The 17,518-nt window shown below is 71.5% G+C and carries 11 protein-coding genes and 2 pseudogenes; 4 read left to right on the forward strand and 9 right to left on the reverse strand.

The annotated features are described in order from the left end of the window. Window positions 1-159 precede the first annotated feature (159 nt). Entirely contained in the window at window positions 160-999 is an 840-nt protein-coding gene (locus PUR53_RS37720; RefSeq protein ID WP_329911325.1) for a hypothetical protein, read from the reverse strand. A gap of 80 nt (window positions 1,000-1,079) precedes the next feature. On the opposite strand from PUR53_RS37720, the gene PUR53_RS37725 reads away from it, so the two are divergent. Beyond that, window positions 1,080-1,868, forward strand: coding sequence for an SDR family oxidoreductase (locus tag PUR53_RS37725; protein ID WP_329895549.1), 789 nt, complete (start codon window positions 1,080-1,082; stop codon window positions 1,866-1,868). Window positions 1,869-2,085: 217 nt separating this feature from the next. Further along, on the forward strand, window positions 2,086-3,663 hold the full coding sequence (locus PUR53_RS37730; protein WP_329895548.1) for a sodium:solute symporter family protein: 1,578 nt from the start codon (window positions 2,086-2,088) through the stop codon (window positions 3,661-3,663). Between the two features lie 96 nt (window positions 3,664-3,759). Here the strand turns inward: PUR53_RS37730 and cpt are convergent, their stop codons facing one another. The 4 genes from cpt to PUR53_RS37750 form a co-directional block, all read right to left on the reverse strand. Further along, entirely contained in the window at window positions 3,760-4,305 is a 546-nt protein-coding gene (gene cpt, locus PUR53_RS37735) for a chloramphenicol phosphotransferase CPT (protein ID WP_329911326.1), read from the reverse strand. A gap of 37 nt (window positions 4,306-4,342) precedes the next feature. Continuing rightward, a complete protein-coding gene (locus PUR53_RS37740) occupies window positions 4,343-4,861 on the reverse strand; it encodes a GNAT family N-acetyltransferase (protein WP_329911327.1) in 519 nt (172 codons plus the stop codon). Window positions 4,862-5,123: 262 nt separating this feature from the next. After that, window positions 5,124-6,239 (reverse strand): ADP-ribosylglycohydrolase family protein, encoded by a 1,116-nt coding sequence (locus PUR53_RS37745; RefSeq protein WP_329895545.1) that lies wholly within the window; start codon window positions 6,237-6,239, stop codon window positions 5,124-5,126. Between the two features lie 298 nt (window positions 6,240-6,537). Further along, complete coding sequence (locus PUR53_RS37750) at window positions 6,538-9,309, reverse strand: tetratricopeptide repeat protein (protein WP_329911328.1); 2,772 nt, start codon at window positions 9,307-9,309, stop codon at window positions 6,538-6,540. Between the two features lie 119 nt (window positions 9,310-9,428). Between PUR53_RS37750 and PUR53_RS37755 the strand changes: the two genes are divergently transcribed. Continuing rightward, window positions 9,429-9,950 (forward strand): DUF2165 domain-containing protein, encoded by a 522-nt coding sequence (locus PUR53_RS37755; protein ID WP_329895543.1) that lies wholly within the window; start codon window positions 9,429-9,431, stop codon window positions 9,948-9,950. 55 nt (window positions 9,951-10,005) lie between these two features. Here PUR53_RS37755 and PUR53_RS37760 read toward each other — a convergent pair. The 4 genes and pseudogenes from PUR53_RS37760 to PUR53_RS37775 all read right to left on the reverse strand — a co-directional run bounded on the left by PUR53_RS37760 (window position 10,006) and on the right by PUR53_RS37775 (window position 16,625). Next, window positions 10,006-12,095 (reverse strand): annotated as a pseudogene (locus PUR53_RS37760) (LamG-like jellyroll fold domain-containing protein). A 158-nt stretch (window positions 12,096-12,253) separates the two neighbouring features. Beyond that, the gene (locus PUR53_RS37765; protein ID WP_329911330.1) at window positions 12,254-14,866 is read right to left on the reverse strand and encodes a bifunctional FO biosynthesis protein CofGH; all 2,613 of its coding nucleotides are present in this window, start codon (window positions 14,864-14,866) and stop codon (window positions 12,254-12,256) included. Window positions 14,867-14,925: 59 nt separating this feature from the next. Continuing rightward, window positions 14,926-16,057: pseudogene (locus PUR53_RS37770) on the reverse strand (IS630 family transposase). A 55-nt stretch (window positions 16,058-16,112) separates the two neighbouring features. Next, entirely contained in the window at window positions 16,113-16,625 is a 513-nt protein-coding gene (locus tag PUR53_RS37775; RefSeq protein WP_329911331.1) for a PadR family transcriptional regulator, read from the reverse strand. A gap of 76 nt (window positions 16,626-16,701) precedes the next feature. Between PUR53_RS37775 and PUR53_RS37780 the strand changes: the two genes are divergently transcribed. Beyond that, window positions 16,702-17,370 (forward strand): cysteine hydrolase family protein, encoded by a 669-nt coding sequence (locus PUR53_RS37780; protein ID WP_329911332.1) that lies wholly within the window; start codon window positions 16,702-16,704, stop codon window positions 17,368-17,370. Window positions 17,371-17,518: the final 148 nt, after the last annotated feature.

Raw genomic sequence — 17,518 nt, forward strand, 5'->3', positions numbered from 1 at the left:
TACGGTTCCGGCCCTCGAGCGAGCGCCTGAACGACAACTCCAGAAGCACCACCGAAAGAGCCCTCTCGACCGGCCCGCCGTCCTGGCCGAGGGGGCTCGGCCTTTGCCCTGACGCGGCCGGGGGCTCTCGCCTTTGCCCGGACGCGGCCCTGGGTTCGTCTAGCGCAGCCGGTCCACGTACCGGTCCGTCCCCGGCACCGTGGGGACGAACGGGGCCAGCAACTCCAGCCTCCCCAGCCCGCCTTCGGCGACCGCCTCCCCCAGCCCGCCGAAGGACGCCTCCCAGCAGTCACGTGGATCGGCCTCCAGGAACCAGAGGAGGGTGAGGCGGGTGTCGACTCCCTCGACCTGCTTGACGTACGACATCCGGTCGAGCGGCAGCGGGGTGGGCCGGAAGACCGTGACCATCGCGGCCGGTGAACCGGCGAGCCGCTTCGGGAGATGGCGGGACCGCAGCCACTCCAGCAACTCCGCCCGCTCCTCGGGTCCTTCGGCGTCGACGACCTGGAGCACGAGGCCCGCGTACGGGTGGTCGAGGGCGTGGACGTCACGCGGACCGGCGGCCCCGTCGCGGTAGACAGTCGCCTCGTGGTCCTGGAACGCCGTGAAGACGTGCGTACGGTCCTGATAGACGCGTGCGTCGCGATTCAGCCGTTTGTTGATGGCGACGGTCCAGCGCATGTGGTCGTCGTAGCGGCCGTCGGTGATCCAGTACGTGGAGAGGTAGCAGCCGGCGGTGACCGGCTGGGCGATCGCCGACTTCTCGGGGGTGCGCAGGAGTTGGAGGTCGCGGGTGGCGACCCAGCGGCGTCCGGCGAACATCCAGGGCATGGCCATCGCGCCCGCGTAGTAGTGGTCGTCCTCGTACCAGCGGTTGTACGCGTACTCGTGGCCCGGGAGCGGCTCGACCATCGTGATCAGGGCGTGGCCGGGGCGGACGCCGTAGGGGCCGACGGCGGCCAGTTCGGCGTATGTGGCGCTGCGGGTGTCCTCGCTCATGTGCTGTCCCTTCCGTCCACCTGCGGTCGCCCATACTCTGACGCTCCGTCAGATAATGTGCCAGAGCCGGGAGGTCTCCGATGTCACTGCTCGCGGGAAGGACCGTCGTCGTCTCGGGAGTCGGGCCCGGGCTGGGCCGCCGGGTCGCCGCGGCGGTCGTACGGGACGGCGGGAACGCCGTCCTGGGGGCGCGCACGGAGGCGAATCTCGCCAAGGCCGCGGCGGACGTGGACCCGGACGGCGCGCACACGGCGTACCGGGCGACCGACATCACCGACGAGGCGCAGTGCACGGCGCTCGCGGCGCTGGCGCGGGAGCGGTTCGGGGGTGTGCACGCGGTGGTGCACGTGGCGGCCTGGGACGGCTACTTCGGGGGCCTGGAGGACGCCGACTTCGCCACCTGGCAGGCGGTCCTCGACGTGAACCTGCTGGGGACCCTGCGGATGACGCGGGCCTGTCTGCCCGGCCTGAAGGCGGCGGGCGGCGGCTCGGTCGTCTTCATCGGCACGCAGTCGGCGGTGGCCGCGCCCTCACAGGTGCGGCAGGCCGCGTACGCGGCGTCCAAGGGGGCGCTGACCAGTGCGATGTACTCACTGGCCCGGGAGTTGGGGCCGCACCGGATCCGGGTCAACACCGTGCTGCCGGGGTGGATGTGGGGGCCGCCCGTCGAGGCGTACGTACGGTACGCGGCGCACGGTGAGGGGGTGCCGGAGGCGGAGGTGCTGGCCCGGCTGACCGAGCGGGTGGCGCTGCCGGAGCTGGCCACGGACGGGGACGTGGCGGACGCGGCGGTCTTCCTGGCGTCCGACCGCGCACGGGCGATCACGGGCCAGTCGCTGCTCGTCAACGCGGGTGAGCTGATGCGCTGAGCGGTACGCCGACCCCTCCGAGGCCGCCGCCTCACCCGGCGGCGAGAGTGATCCTTTTCGGCCACCGGAGGTTCATATACATAAACCCAAGTCATCGCCCGGAACTTCTTTACTCCCTCTTGACCTTCCACTTCCTTGCCGTGGGCATGCCACCGAACCCAGAGTTCACATGCCTGACCCAAGTCTGAACCTGGCGGCGGACCCTGGAAGGGGGCCCATGAATAGTCTCGACTGGGCCGTGCTCATCGGCTACTTCGGTGTGATGGTCGCGATCGGCGTCTGGTCGCACAAGCGCGTGGACAACGTCAGCGACTTCTTCACCGCCGGCGGCAAAATGCCCTGGTGGCTCTCCGGCATCTCGCACCACATGTCGGGCTACAGCGCGGTGATGTTCACCGGCTACGCCGGCATCGCCTACACCTACGGCGTCACCTCCTTCGTGACCTGGTCGTTCCCGATCGCCCTCGGCATCGCCATCGGCTCCAAGCTGTTCGCGCCGCGCATCAACCGGCTGCGCTCACGGCTGCATGTCGCCTCCCCGCTCGAATATCTGAAGAGCCGTTACAACCTGGGCACCCAGCAGGCGTTGGCCTGGTCCGGCATGCTGCTGAAGATCGTGGACGTCGGCGCCAAGTGGGCCGCGATCGCGACCCTGCTGTCGGTCTTCACGGGCGTGTCCTTGAATCAGGGCATCCTGATCACCGGCACGATCACGGCCGTCTACTGCACGATCGGCGGCCTCTGGGCGGACGCGCTCACCGAGTTGGGCCAGTTCGTCATCCAGCTGCTCGCCGGTATCGCCATGTTCATCGCCGTGGTGGGCAAACTGGGCGACTACGGCGGCTTCTTCGGCGTATGGGACCACCCGAAGCTGGACGGCCACGCCGAGCCGCTGGTGGGCCCCTACGGCACGATCTTCCTGCTCGCCTTCCTGTTCATCAAGCTCTTCGAGTACAACGGCGGCATGCTCAACCAGGCCCAGCGCTACATGGCCACGGCGACCCCGTACGAGGCCGAGCGCTCCGCGCGGCTGTCGGCCGCCCTGTGGCTGGTCTGGCCGCTGGTGCTGTTCTTCCCGATGTGGATGTCGCCGCTGCTGGTGACGTCGGAGAAGGGCGACGGCTCCGACTCGTACGCCCTGATGACCGAACAGCTGCTGCCGCACGGGCTGTTGGGCCTCGTCATCGTCGGCTTCTTCTCCCACACCATGGCCATGTGCTCCTCCGACGCGAACGCCATCGCGGCCGTCTTCACGCGGGACTGCGCGCCGGTGATCTGGCGACGGGCGCGCAGCTGGAGCGAGGGGCAGGGGCTGCGGGTCGCCCGGATCACGACCGTCGTCTTCCTCGGCCTGTCCATGGCGGCGGCGACCCAGGTCAACTCGCCCGCCTTCAAGGACATCATCACCGTCGTCATCAAGTGGGTGGCGGGGCTGATGGGACCGATGGCCATCCCGATGATGCTCGGTCTGCTGCGGCCGTTCCGCCGCTCCGGTCCGACGGCGGCGCTCACCAGCTGGGCGTGCGGACTGTTCGCCTTCTGGCTGGTGAACTACCCCATCCACTGGAACCTCGACGGCGGCGTGCCCCTGCAGTTCCAGGTGTCCATCCCGCTGGCCGTGTCGCTGGTGCTGTACATCGTCATCGGCTTCATCAAGCCCGAGGACACCCCCGAGCGGCTCGCGATCATCGAGACGATCAACTCGGACGGCGACGGCGACGGCAAGGGCGGCGCCGGGGCCATGGCCCCGGTACCGGCCCAGGGCAAGGACGCGTCCAGCCCCAGCGGGGTCTGAGGGGACGCGACGGGGGCCGTGCGGCCTTGAGGTGTGCGTGACCGTGAGGGTCGTTCCGGGGTGGCCGGGGCGGCCCTCAAGGGTTCGTCGGAGGGGTCAGCCGAGGTGGGCCGCGATCGTGCGGGCGCAGGTCAGGGACTCGGTGTGGGTGGTGTCGACCTCCAGGTCGTAGTGGACGCCCCGGTGGACCAGGTCCGCCTGGGCGGCGGCCATGCCCCGGACGCGGTCGCCGCGGGCGATCTCGCGGGCGGCGGCCACGGCTCGGTCGCAGCGGACGCCGACCCAGAGGACGCCCAGCGGGTCGTCCTGGTCGTCGAGGAGCTTCTGCCAGCGCTGCTGGGCGGTGGCTCCGCCGAGGAAGACGTCGTCGACGATGATGCGGGCGCCGGCGCGGGCCATGGCCACGATGCCCTTCGCCCAGGCCTGTTCCAGGGCGCGGAAGTCGGCTCCTGTCGCGACCGCGCCGTCGGCGGAGATCTCGATGCCGCCGTCCGAGGTCTGCATCCTCGCGGGCATGGCGTCGATGAGGGAGTCGACGCCGAAGGCGAGCCACTGGTCGGGGAGTTCGGCTTGCAGGCACCGGACGATGCCGGACTTGCCGGCGCTGGAACCGCCGTTGAGGATGATCATCTGGGTGGTCATCGGGTCACGGTAGGGCGCCTCGACCACGGCGCGAAACCTATTTCGACGGAGGCCGGGGCGGACTGGCCGGGCCGGCCGGACCGGCCGGACTGGCCGCGCTCGTCGGGCTCGTCGGGCTCGTCGGTGTGCGGAGCATGAACACGTCCACCGGGTCCTCGGTCTCCACGTGGAAGCCGTGGCGTTCGTAGAGGCGTCTGGCGGGGCTGCCCTGGAGGACGTTCAGGCGGACCGGTACGTCGGCCTCGTCGCAGCGGGTGAGGAGGGTGCGGAGGACGGCTGTGCCGATGCCGGTGCCCTGGAGGTGGGGGGCGAGGTAGAAGTGCTCCAGCCAGTGCGCGTCGGCGGCCGGGCGGAGGGCCACGCAGCCGGCGAACGTGTCGGCGACCTCGATGATCCAGGTGTGGGCCGGGTCGAAGGCGTCGCGGAAGCGGCGGCGGACGCGGTCGGGGTCGTAGCGGCCGAGGCGTTCGAGGTCGGGCCGCATGACGACGGCGCGCAGCTCGGCGACGGGGTCGCCGTCCGTCGCCGACGCCGGACGTATGTTCCAGTCAGCCATGATCACCAAAGTATCGCTGCGCTGGGCTTGGGCCGCGTTCCGGTGGGGGCTTCGGTTGCTTGTCGGGTGACTGTGGGTCGTGGCTGGGCGCGCAGTTCCCCGCGCCCCTTCTGGGGTGGGCCGGGGGATTCGATGGGTGAGCTTGCGCCGTGTTCCGGTCGGGGGCTTCCGTTGTTGGTCGGGGGGCCGTGTGTCGTGGCTGGGCGCGCAGTTCCCCGCGCCCCTTCTGGGGTGGGCCGGGGAGGGGTTGTGGGGGTGTGGGTCAGGCTCGGGGGTAGCGGGTCAGCCAGCCTGGGACTGCTCCGGCGGGGGCGTGGAGGGCTGGGCCCTGGGTCATCTCCAGGGCGAAGTCGTCGGCGAGGACCAGGATGGTGGGGCGGCCCTCCAGTTCGGCGAGCCAGGCCGGTGGCAGGGCGGTCTCGCCGTGGAGGGCGCCGAGGAGGCCGCCCGTCAGGGCACCGGCGACGCCCGAAGGGCCCCCGTGGTTGACGGCGAGGCACAGGCCCTGGCGTATGTCCTCGGCGACCAGGGCGCAGTAGACCGCGACGGCCAGTGCCCCGGCGGCCGCGCCGTCACCGGCCAGTTGCTCCACGACGGCGGGGGACGGCGTGCCCTGGCGGACTGCGGTGACGGCCTGCTGGAGCGCCTCGGCGACGGGCTGGTGACCGGGGCGGGCGGCCAGCAGCACCAGCGTCTTCTGGACGGCGGCGTCGAGGTTCTCCCCGCGCGCCAGGGCGTGCACGATGACCGCGTACGAGCCGGCGGACAGGTACGCGACGGGGTGGCCGTGGGTCTGGGCCGCGCACTCGACGGCCAGTTGGAAGACGAGTTGCGGCTCCCAGCCGACGAGCAGGCCGAACGGGGCGGAGCGGGCGGCGGCCTCGCCCCCGGACGCGCCGGGGTTCTTGGGGGCGTCGAGGGTGCCCATGGTCCCGTCGGCGAAGCCGAGGAGGCAGATCAGGGAGGGGTCGCGGCGCGCGTAGAGCCACTCCTCGCGCGCGAGCCAGCCGTCGTCCTTGCGGCGTTCGTCGGGGCCCCAGTCCCGCTGGGTCGCCGCCCAGCGCAGATACGCCCGGTGCAGATCGGTCGGCGGGTGCCAGACGCCCGTGTCCCGGCGCACCTGGGCGCGGATCAGGCCGTCGACGGTGAACAGCGTGAGCTGCGTGAGGTCGGTGATCGCGCCGCGTCTGCCGTACGCGGAGGCCAGGTCGGTCAGCCACTCCGGGCCGTACGCCTCGCCGATCTGCGCCAGGGTGAGCTGGTCGACCGGCGCGCCCAACGCGTCGCCCACGGCCGCGCCCAGCAGCGTTCCGCGCACCCGGCTGCGGAAATCCTGCTGCTCGACACGCCCCCAGACGGCACCGGCTGTCGCACCCACCCCGGCCTCCTCACGGCCCCTGCCCGACCCGTACGTCAGTACGTCAGTACATCCGTACGCCCGTACGGCTCGACAGTCCAGCACTGTAATGGAACGGGAACGGTCCGTTCAGGGCTCCAGATGAGCCTTAAACGTCACGTGCGCCACAACCGGTGACCGACTTCGGTCGTCAACCGGACGGATGTGAACAGCCGCCGTAACCGCGTCCAATTCCCGGAGAACTGACGCATCCGCGCCGGCGGGAGGCACCTCCGAGAGCGACCGGGCGAGGGGGTCGTTAGGGGGCGAGCCGCGCGCGTCACTCGATCGACGCGTCGCCCGGGCGCAGCTCCCGGGCCCGTTCCGCGTCGGCCAACGCCCGTTCCTCGTCGCCGAGTTCGCGGTGGAGGGCGGCGCGGTGACGGAGGGCCCAGGGGTAGTCGGGGAGCAGGGCCAGGGCGGTGTCGAGGTCGGTGAGGGCCTCGCCGTGGCGGCCGAGCTTGGCGCGGGAGACGCCCCTGCCGGCGTACGCGGAGGCGTACAGCGGGTTGAGCGCGATGGCGTGGTCGTAGTCGACCAGGGCCTCCTCGTCGCGGTCGGCGGCGCGCAGGGCGTCCCCCCGTTCACAGCGCGGCAGGGGCGCGTCCGGGTCGAGGGCCACGGCGTGGTGCAGATCGGCCAGCTGCCGCTCGTGTTCGCCCCGGGAACGTCGTACGCGCGCCCGGCGCATCAGGGCCCAGACGTACGCCCCGTCCAGCTCCAGGGCGCGGTCCAGGTCCGCCAGTGCCTCGTCGAGGCGACCCTGCGCGTGCCGGGCGGCTCCCCGCGAGGCCCACGTCGAGCGGCGTACGGGGTCCAGCGCCACCGCCCGGTCGAGGTCGGCGACCGCCGCGTCGGGGTCGCCGAGGAGGCGGTGGTAGTCGCCCCGGAGGACGAGGGTGGTCACGTCGTCGGGGGCGAGCGCGTCGGCGCGGTCGAGGTCGGCCACGGCCGCTGCGTAGTCTCCGGTGTGCGCCCGCGCGACCGCCCTGCCCTGCCACGTGGTGGCCGAGTCCGGGTCGAGGGCGAGGGCCTGGTCGTACTCGGTCAGCGCCCGCTCGTGCGCCCCGTCCCGGTGCAGCGCCCGCCCCCGCAGGGCCCGCGCGCGGGCCTCCCTGGGGGCGTCGAGACCGGCCCGGAGCAGCAGGACTCCCAGCGCGTCGTGCACACCGCCGCGCTCCAGCGCGCCCAGCAGGTCGCGCCCCCAGCGTTCCGCGTCCTCGTCGGCGGCGTCCAGGCCCGCCTGCGCGAGGGCCTCGGCCCACCGACGGGCCACCGCCTCACCCTCCCCGCACGCGTCCACGACCGCGCGCAGCACCCCGGCGAGCGCCTCGCGCTCCCCCGCGCACAGCCGGTGGTACGCCTCGGCGAGCCGCAGCTCGCTCCAGCGCTCGTCGCCCCACCGCGCCTCGTCCCGCGCCCCCTGGCCCGGCAGAGCGGCTTCCGCCGCCAGGTCTGCCTCGGTCTCCGCCCGCCACCCGGCGAAGGCGTCCGCCAACCGCCGGTGCCGCTCGCTCCACACCCGGGGGGAGCGCAGCCGCTGCAACCGGACCATCGGTGCCCGTACGACGTCGTGGAACACCACCCGGTCCCCGCGATCGGTCACGAAGGGCAGGGCGCGCAGCCAGGTGAACAGCGCCTCGGAGCCGCCATCGTGGTGTCCGTCCGCCCGCGCGCCGGGGGCGCGCCGGTCGCCCCCACCCGTGCCGGGAGCACGACCGTCGCCCGCGTCCGCGCCGGGGCCGCCACCGCCGTTCGCCGCTGCGCCGGAACCGGCGCCACCATCCGGGCCGTTCGCGTCGGCGCCCGCCCCCGAGACCGCCAGCCGGAAGACGTCCGTGTCCAGCCAGCGGGGCAGCGCGCAGGTCAGTGCGGCGGCCCGGCGCACCGGGTCCGCCTCCCACTTCAGGAAGCGCTCCACGGCCATGGCGCTGGCGTCGCCCGTGTCGGCGAGGTCGTCGAGATCGGCGGGCCGGCCCTCGGCGAGGGTGGAGACGAGGACGGGCAATCCACCGGCGAGCCGCAGCACTTCGTCGACGACGGGCTCGGCGAGAACGCCCTTGGCGGCGAGGAGGCCGCGCGACTCGGCCTCCGTGAAGGGCCTCAGGGGCAGGTCGAGGACGAAGTCGGTGAGGTGGCCCCAGCGGGCGGCGTCGAGGGCGTCCCGGCCCGCCGTGACGAGGACGACGTTGCCGGGGAGGGGGCCGTAGCGGTCGCCGGAGACGAGGTCGTGGAGCCACGGGTCGAGGAAGGCGCCGGTCCGTTCGTAGGTGTCGAAGAGCAGGACCAGCCACGGCACTTCGGAGGCGACCGCGCCCAGCCCGTCCAACAGCGCGGGAGTGAGGACGAGTTCGGGGGCGAGCAGCAGCTCCGCGTCCTCGTGGCCGCGCCCCCGCGCACCGAGGCCCGCCCGCAACCGGGCCGCCTGACGGACGAGTTGAGCCGGGTCGACGGCACCGGCGAACGGCCCGACCACGGGGACGAGGCCCAGCGCGACGAGCGTCGCCCGAGCGGCGGCCAGACTCACGGCGGACGGCTCGCCGGCTCCCCCCGACCCCGACCGCCCGCCCCCGGACCCGACCCCTTCCCCGGGCTCCCCCAGCACCCCCGGCTCTCCCTGCCCTCCCCGCCCGCGCGGCTCGCCCTCCGGCTCGGGCAGCGCCACGGAGACGGCGGCCAGCTCCGCCTCGTACCGTCGCTCCCGGTGCGCGGCCAGCAGCCGTTCCAGCTCCTTCAGCCGGTGACCCTGCCGGGCGAAGCGGTCCGCGATGACGGCCATGGCCTCCGGCACGCTGCCGGCGCCGTCGTCGACGTACGCGGTGAGGGCGCCGCGCTCCCGCGCGATCTGCTCCAACTCACGTACCAGGAAGGTCTTTCCGATACCGGCGTTGCCGTGCGCGTGGAAGAGGAAGCGGCGCCGCTCGTCCTCGACGGGCAGGTCGAAGTTGGCGCGAAACGCCGCCCGTTCGCTGCCGCGACCGACGAAACCCTGGCGGGTGCGCCGCCGGATCAGCTCCTGCATCGTGGGAATCGGCGGCTGCGCGCGGCCCATGCGAACTCCTCCGGCCATCCTCGGTGCTCCACGGTTTTCCGCCACCGGCGGTTCTCATTGTGATCCAACGCGCCGAAAAACACCTGGGGTTGATCCATGCCCGCACACATAGTTGGACCATGGCTGAAACCCAGACCCCCCGCGGCTCACTTCTCCCCCTCGCCTCCACGTTGCTCGTCGGCACGGTCGCCCTCTACATGGCACTCGTCGCGTTCAGCAACATCACCGACTTCGGCACGAACCAGCAGTTCGTCCGCCATGTCTTCGCCATGGACACCACGTTCAAGGACGAGGACCTGATGTGGCGGGCCATCGAGTCGAAGGGCGTCCAGGACGCGGCCTACGTCCTCATCATCGTCTGGGAGACCGTCGCGGCGCTGCTGCTCATCGTCGCCACCTGGTTCTGGGCCCGGTCCCTCGGCCACCGCACCTTCCACACGGCCCGCCGCTACAGCACCGCCGGCCTTCTCATGGTCCTCCTCCTCTTCGGCGCCGGCTTCATGGCCATCGGCGGCGAGTGGTTCGTCATGTGGCAGTCCAGCGACTGGAACGGCCTCGACGCCGCCCTCCGCGTGTTCCTGCTGAGCGGAGTGGTGCTGCTGGTGACGTACCTGCCGGCGAACGAGACCAGGGCGAGCTGACGCACTGCCGGCGGGTCGGTCGCCCGACCCGCCGACGGCATCCCGGGAACGGCACTCAGCACAGGCAGGGCTCGGTGCCCCAGCCCAGCCCGTTGATCTGCCTGTCGTCCAGGGCACCGGCGAACGCGTGCACCTCGTCGACGTCCCCGTGGAGGTACTCGCCCCAGCCGTCCCCGACCTGGGCCCGTCCGACCTGGAGCGGGCCGGTGCTGGGCAGCCCGTCCGCGAGGTCGGCGGTGGCCCCGGTGGCGAGTTCACCGTCCAGGAAGAGCTTGATCCGGTCGGTGGCGTCGTCGTAGACGACCGCGATCCGGTGTCCGTCTCCCTCACCGCCGTCGGCCATCGCCAACTGCGCCACGACCGTCTCGGGGGCACCCGGCTCGTCCGCGTTCGGCATGATCAGCTGCCAGGCGTACGTGGAGGGCTCGTACCGCACCCGGAACACGTCGGTGTGCTCGCCGGCCTGGGACAGCACGGTCATGGGGCGGGTCGGATCGGCGTCCGCGAGGCGTACCACCACCCCGATCGTGAAGCTGTCGGAGGTGTCGACGACGGGCCGCCGGGTGGCCGCGTACCCGCTCTCGCCGTCGAGCGCGAGATGGCCGTCACCGACGAGCGCGTACGGCACCTCCACGCAGTCGGGGTCGAGATCCGGGACGCAGGAGCCGTCGGGGCCGCGGTGGATCGTCGCGCCCGTGCCCAGCTCCAGCGGCATACCGCCGCCCTGTTCGGGGCTGCTGCCGTCCGTCGCGTTCTCCAGCGACCAGTGGCCGAGGGCGCGCGGCTTGCGATGCGCCAGTTCGGCGGCCTCGTCCGGCACGACGACGCGGTCGTGGACCCTGATGTCGCCGAGCTCGCCGTGCCAGCGGTCGTGGTAGCCCTGCCCGTCCCGGGCGCGCCCGATCTGGAAGGCGCCGGCGTCCGCGCCGGGCGCCGCCTCCGCCTTCGCGCCGACCGCCCTGCCGTTGACGTACAGCTGCGCCTCACCGGTCTCGGCGTCGTACACGCCCAACAGGTGGGCCCACTCGCCGGCCTCCGGCGCGCCGCCCGTCATCCGGGCACCGCCGACGGTGAACGACCAGACGGGCGCCTCGCCGCGGGCGTCGACACCGAGCGCGAAGGCCGTGGTGTCGCCCGCGTCCTGGGCCGCGACGGTCATGTTCCGGTCGGTCTGCGCGGGCCGCGCCCAGCCGCTGACCGCGAACGTCTTCCGGGGGTCGGACACGGCCGGGCCCCCGGCGTGAGGTAGCCGTGGCTGCTGCCGTCCAGGGTCGCCGTCGAGGCGAGGGCCGTGCCGCCGGGCGCCGGGCCGCCGAAGGTCACGCCGGTGCCGGCCTCGGCGGCGGTGCCGGTCTCGGCGGCGGCGGTGGTCGCGCCGGTCGGGTCGGCGAGCTTCCAGTGGGCGACGGGGGCGCGGCCGGACTTCACGTAGAAGCGGTAGGTGGTCTCGCCGCTGCTGCGCCCCACCCGGTCGATCGCGCGGACCGTCAGCCGCTGGGGCCGCGAGTCGAGCGGCAGGAACGGGATGGTGACGGCTCCGCCGGCCTCGTCGGGCCGGACGGTGTCGTACGGGCCGCCGATGAAGCCGTATGTGTAGGCCACGACGTCGTCCGAGGGCGAGTCCATGGTGAAGTGGCCGTACACGCCGACGCCGTCCACCCAGAAGACGTCCTCCGGGTACTCGGGCGAACTGACCACGGCGTTCTGCGGGTTCACGTCGTCGATGACGAACTCGCAGGCGGCGCCGTCCCCTTCGGAGCTCCAGGGTGACTTCGTCGTGCCGTCGTCGGCGCGGACGTGCCAGGAGACGACGGTGTTCGCGGGCAGGTCGTCCCACGGCAGCCTGAGGGTGAACGGGCTGCCCGACCACTTCGACGTGGTCGTGAGGGTCCTGCGCTGCTCGGCGCCCTCGGCGTCCTTCCACCAGAACTCGAACTCCCCGCCGAGGGGGCCGCTGTCGGTGTCGTACAGGACCGCGTTGACCTGAGGCTGCGGATCGGCGATGTACGCCTTGCCGTCGCCCGCCCCGCAGGCCTTGCCGCCCGCCTTCAGATCCCGCACGAGCGGCTGCTTCGGCGGCAGGTTCCCGGCCGCGTGTGCCACTCCCGACGTGGACGCCATCATGGCCGCGACGGAGCACGCCATCGCCAGCAGCGCACGGCCGCCGGATCTCCGTAACCTCTCCATGTGTCCCCTCCCCTGTGAGCGTTCCCGTGGCCCGTGGGTCGCACGGGCCGGAGGAGGCTAACAGGGGGCACGGACACCGCAGTAAGGGTTTTCTGGCCCGTTCTCTCGCTGGTGTGTCAGTCCAACACCGGCAGCAGTTCCGGCAGATGGCCGTCGGAGGCCCGGGCCGCCTGCTGGCGTTCCTCCGGGACCTCGCCGTACAGGGTCGTGCGGGGCTTCGCGGGACGGCCGGCCGCGTCGGCGACGGCGATCAGGTCCTTGACCGACTTGTAGGAGCCGTAGGAGGAGCCCGCCATGCGGGAGATGGTCTCCTCCATCAGGGTGCCGCCCAGGTCGTTGGCGCCCGAGCGGAGCATCTCGGCCGCGCCCTCCGTGCCCAGCTTCACCCAGCTGGTCTGGATGTTGGGGATGTGGGGGTGGAGCAGGAGGCGGGCCATGGCGGTGACGGCGCGGTTGTCGCGCATCGTCGGGCCGGGGCGGGAGATGCCCGCCAGGTACACGGGCGCGTTGGTGTGGATGAAGGGCAGCGTCACGAACTCCGTGAAACCGCCGGTCTGTTGCTGGATCCGCGCCAGCGTCCGGAGGTGGCCCAGCCAGTGGCGGGGCTGGTCGACGTGCCCGTACATCATCGTCGAGGAGGAGCGGATGCCCACCTCGTGGGCGGTCGTCACCACCTCGATCCAGGTCGCCGTCGGCAGCTTGCCCTTGGTCAGGACCCAGCGGACCTCATCGTCCAGGATCTCCGCCGCCGTGCCGGGGATGGAGTCGAGGCCCGCCTCCTTCGCGGCCGTCAGCCACTCGCGGATCGACATCCCGGTGCGGGTCGCGCCGTTCACCACCTCCATCGGGGAGAAGGCGTGCACATGCATGCCGGGAACGCGGGACTTCACGGCCTTCGCGATGTCGAAGTACGCCGTGCCCGGCAGGTCGGGGTGGATACCGCCCTGCATGCAGACCTCGACCGCGCCGAGCTCCCACGCCTGCTGGGCGCGGTCGGCGACCTGGTCCAGGGAGAGCGTGTACGCGTCGGCGTCCGTGCGGCGCTGCGCGAAGGCGCAGAAGCGGCAGCCGGTGTAGCAGACGTTGGTGAAGTTGATGTTCCGGGTGACGATGTACGTGACGTCGTCGCCGACCGCCGCCCTGCGGACGTCGTCCGCGATCCGGGTGAGCGCGTCGAGGGCCGGGCCGTCCGCGTGCAGCAGGGCGAGCGCCTCGGCGTCCGTCAGCTTCGTGGGGTCGTCGGCCGCCGTCGCCAGCGCCGCCCGTACGTCCGTGTCGATGCGCTCGGGGGTCATGCCGGGCGCCGCCGCCTCGCGCAGGGCGCCCCAGTCGCCGTAGACGGAGTCGAAGTCCTCACGGCGGTCGCCGGTACGGCCCTCGGTGTCGATGGCGGTGTGCAGATCCGTCCGGCCGGTGGCGACGAAGACCTCCTCCGGCTCCTGCCACGGGTGGCCCTCGACGACCGCGTCCGGCAGGGCGAGGCCCGTCTCGGGGTCGGCCAGTGCCCGTACGTGCGGCAGGAGGCGCGGGTCCAGCCACGGCTCGCCGCGCGAGACGAACTCCGGGTACACGCACAGCCGTTCCCGCAGCTCGAAGCCTGCGGCCCGGGACCGCTCGGTGAGTTCCTCGATCTGCGGCCAGGGGCGCTCGGGGTTCACATGGTCGATGGTGAGGGGGGAGACCCCGCCCCAGTCGTCGATCCCGGCGCCGATCAGCCGCTCGTACTCGCTGTCGACCAGGTTCGGCGGGGCCTGGATGCAGCCGGCCGGGCCCATGATGAGCCGGGCGACGGCCACCGTGGCGACCAGCTCGTCCAGCTCCGCGTCCGGCATGCCGCGCATCGCGGTGTCCGGCTTGGCACGGAAGTTCTGGATGATCAGCTCCTGGATGCCGTGGTAGGCCCGGGAGACCTTGCGGAGGGCGAAGAGGGACTCCGCGCGTTCCTCGTACGTCTCACCGATGCCGATGAGGACGCCGGAGGTGAAGGGGACCGAGGAACGGCCCGCGTCCTCCAGGACCCGCAGCCGGACCGCCGGTTCCTTGTCCGGGGAGCCGTAATGGGGGCCGCCCGGCTCGGACCACAGCCGCGTCGCGGTCGTCTCCAGCATCATGCCCATCGAGGGCGCCACCGGCTTGAGCCGCTGGAAGTCCGTCCACGACATCACGCCGGGATTGAGGTGCGGCAGCAGCCCCGTCTCCTCCAGGATGCGGATGGAGATGGCCCGGACGTACGCGATCGTGTCGTCGTAGCCGTGCGCGTCGAGCCACTCGCGCGCCTCCGGCCAGCGGTCCTCCGGCTTGTCACCGAGCGTGATCAGGGCTTCCTTGCAACCGAGCGCGGCCCCCTTGCGGGCCACGTCCAGCACCTCGTCCGGCGACATGAACATCCCGTGGCCGGCGCGGCGCAGCTTGCCCGGGACGGTGACGAACGTGCAGTAGTGGCACTTGTCCCGGCAGAGCCGGGTGAGCGGGATGAAGACGCTCTTCGAGTACGTGATGACACCGGGCCGCCCGGCCTCCGCGAGCCCCGCGTCCCGCACCCGCGCCGCCGACGCGGCCAGGTCCTCCAGATCCGCGCCGCGTGCCTGGAGCAGCACCGCCGCCTCGCCCACGTCGAGCGCCACGCCGTCACGGGCGCGTTTGAGCGCGCGCCGCATCGAGTTCTCGGTGGGGCCGGTGGAGCCGTCAGGGCCGGTGGGTCCGTTTCCAGAGGTCGCGGAAGTCGTCATTCGTCGAGCATACGAGCGGCTTGGCTCCGCCGGTGGGGTGGGCGCCTCCTAGTGCTGCCTCAGGCAACGTTCGCCCTGTCGACGACGGCGCGTAGTCGCCGGTCGTCGGCATGGCGGTTTCGCCAGATGATGTAGCGGCGGATCATGCTGCCCTGTTCCTTGTGGGTGGCATGGTCGGTGCCGGCGAGGGTGAAGTAGCGCAGGGCGGTGAATTGGGCCTCGATCCGGTTGAGCCAGGACGAGTTCGTCGGGGTGTATGCGATCTCGACGTTGTTCACCTCGGCCCATTTGGCCACGCGACGGCTTTTCCTGGTCAGGTGCGGGGAGAAGTTGTCACAGACGATCGCGATCCGGGCAGTAGGCGGGAAGAGGGGTCGCAGGTAGCGGCAGAACTCCAGAAACTGCGTGCGCCTCTTGACCGGCTTGATGTGGCCGTAGAGCCTGTCCTTGGCCAGGTCGTAGGCGGCAAACAGGTGTCGGACCCCGCCGTAACGGTTGTAGGTGGCCCGCCGCCTGCGGCGCGGTTCACGATCGGGATCTTTGTGCTTGCCGCCGCGTTCGGCCCACTGCCGACCCGGATGGGGCATGAGGTTGAGCGGGCCGAACTCGTCCATGCAGAAGACGGCTTCGGGTTCGCCGTCCTCGGGTATGACCTCGCCATCCGCGATCGCGTAGAGATGCTCAACGCGGGCTTTCTTGGCCGCGTAGTCGGGGTCTCGGGAGGTCTTCCAGGTCTTCAGGCGTTGAAAGGAGACGCCCTCCTCGCGGAGCATGATGCGCAGGCCCTCGTGGCTGATGTCGTCGACCACCCCCTCGGCGACCAGGAAGTCGGCCAGCTTGCTCAAGCTCCAGGTCGAAAACGGCAGGTCGTGCTCTGTCGGCCTGGACTTCGCGATCTTCTTGATTTCACGGCGTTCGGGCAGTGTGAAGGTCTTCGGTCGGCCGCCCTGGTACTTCGGGTAAAGAGAGTCGAAGCCGTCGGCGTTGAAGTTATGGATCACATCCCGCACCCGGTCGTCGCTGGTGAACGTCACCTCGGCGATCCTCGTCGCGGGCATGCCCTGAGCTGAGAGCAGGATCATCTGGGCCCGCCGCCAGGTCACCACCGATCCGGTGCCCCTGTCGGATGATTCGCAGCAGGCGCCGCCCCTCATCGTCATCGATCTCTCGGACGTGTACTGGTTCTGCCACCCGCACAGTCTCGCGGGCAGAGGGAGCATCTGGGTGAGGGCCCGCCGTGTCGGCGTCAGGCCAGCAGTTCCCGTAGCCACGACCGTTCCGCGCGGCTGGTGGTGCGGGCGATGGTGAGCATGCCGCGGCGGTAGGGGTCGTCGGTGTCCTCGGCGCCCAGGAGACGGTCGCCATCGTGGAAGAAGCTTGCGGGCTGTTCCAGGAAATCCAGTCGCCGGCGAAGTACCGCGTGCTGGTCGGCGAGTTCGGGAAGCTGGGAGAGAAAGGCCAGGACCGTGAAGTACCGGGTGCTGTCGCTGATATCCAGGCCGTCGGCGTCCCTCAGCCGGCGCAGCAGCTCGGTGCGGCCGGCGGAGGTCAGGCTCAGGGTGTGTCGCTGGACGGCCGAGGCGCCTGGCTCGGCTCTGCGGTCGAGCAGCCCTGCCTTGACCAGGCGGTTGATCGCCGGATAGAGGCTGCCGTCGCTGACCGGACGGGCATGGCCGGACAAGTGCGCTATCCGGCGCCGTAGTTGGTAGCCGTGCAGTGGCACCTCGGCCAGAAATCCCAGGATCGCGAGTTCCAACATGCTGCTACTCTCGCACATCGAAACGAGGTACCTCGAATCGACATAGGGGATAGGGATGGCGTATACCGAGGAATGGGTGACCGCGCGAGCGCGCGACACTTACGAGCACGGCCGGGCATCGTTCGACGTACGGCCCGAGCGCACGGCGCTGCTGGTCATCGACATGCAGGACGAATTCGCCCGACCCGGGTGGAGCCCCTACTGGGTGCCCGCGGCCACCCGGATGGTTCCCCGGTTGCGGCAACTGGTCGAGGACTGCCGAGCCGCCTCGATCCCGGTGATCTGGACCATCTTCGACGACACCCATCTCGGACTGGACCGGCCGCGCGCCCTGCCCTTCCTCCCGCATGCCGACGCCGACTGGCGCCGCCCGGGCCCCGCCGAGGTATGGGCCCCGATGGGCCGCCGCCCCGACGAGGCACTGATCCGCAAGCCCTCCTACGGCGCGTTTTACGACACACCGCTCGACACAATGCTGCGCAACCTCGGCCGCGACACGGTCATCGTCACAGGCACCCTCACCAACTACTGCTGCGGCACCACGGCCCGGCAGGCATACGAACGCGGCTACAAGGTCGTCTTCGGATCCGACACCACGGCCACCGACGACGAGTCCCGCCAGGAACCAGAACTCGCCGTCCTGCGAAAGGGCTTCGCACTCGTGCTGACCGCCGAGGAGATCACGAACCGGCTGATCGCAACCACGCCAGCACCGGAGGACGGGGACAGGGCGAACGTTGCCTGATGCGGCACTAGTGTCCTGCGCCAGTAGTTGATCGTTAGTAGTTGCATGACTTCTGCTGCTGGTGCGTCAGTTCCCCGTCGGGGCCCCAAGTTGGAGCCGTTACTGCTGTCCGCTGAGGAGCAGGCGGAGTTGGAGCGGTGGACGCGTC

Source organism: Streptomyces sp. SP18BB07, from assembly GCF_036322545.1.
GTDB classification, from domain to species: domain Bacteria; phylum Actinomycetota; class Actinomycetes; order Streptomycetales; family Streptomycetaceae; genus Streptomyces; species Streptomyces deccanensis.

Excerpts from the sequence above, each read along its gene's own strand:
- PUR53_RS37720 (WP_329911325.1), bottom strand. The coding sequence starts at position 999 with ATGAGCGAGGACACCCGCAGCGCCACATACGCCGAACTGGCCGCCGTC.
- PUR53_RS37725 (WP_329895549.1), top strand. The coding sequence starts at position 1,080 with ATGTCACTGCTCGCGGGAAGGACCGTCGTCGTCTCGGGAGTCGGGCCC.
- PUR53_RS37730 (WP_329895548.1), top strand. The coding sequence starts at position 2,086 with ATGAATAGTCTCGACTGGGCCGTGCTCATCGGCTACTTCGGTGTGATG.
- cpt (WP_329911326.1), bottom strand. The coding sequence starts at position 4,305 with ATGACCACCCAGATGATCATCCTCAACGGCGGTTCCAGCGCCGGCAAG.
- PUR53_RS37740 (WP_329911327.1), bottom strand. The coding sequence starts at position 4,861 with ATGGCTGACTGGAACATACGTCCGGCGTCGGCGACGGACGGCGACCCC.
- PUR53_RS37750 (WP_329911328.1), bottom strand. The coding sequence starts at position 9,309 with ATGGGCCGCGCGCAGCCGCCGATTCCCACGATGCAGGAGCTGATCCGG.
- PUR53_RS37755 (WP_329895543.1), top strand. The coding sequence starts at position 9,429 with ATGGCTGAAACCCAGACCCCCCGCGGCTCACTTCTCCCCCTCGCCTCC.
- PUR53_RS37765 (WP_329911330.1), bottom strand. The coding sequence starts at position 14,866 with ATGACGACTTCCGCGACCTCTGGAAACGGACCCACCGGCCCTGACGGC.
- PUR53_RS37775 (WP_329911331.1), bottom strand. The coding sequence starts at position 16,625 with ATGTTGGAACTCGCGATCCTGGGATTTCTGGCCGAGGTGCCACTGCAC.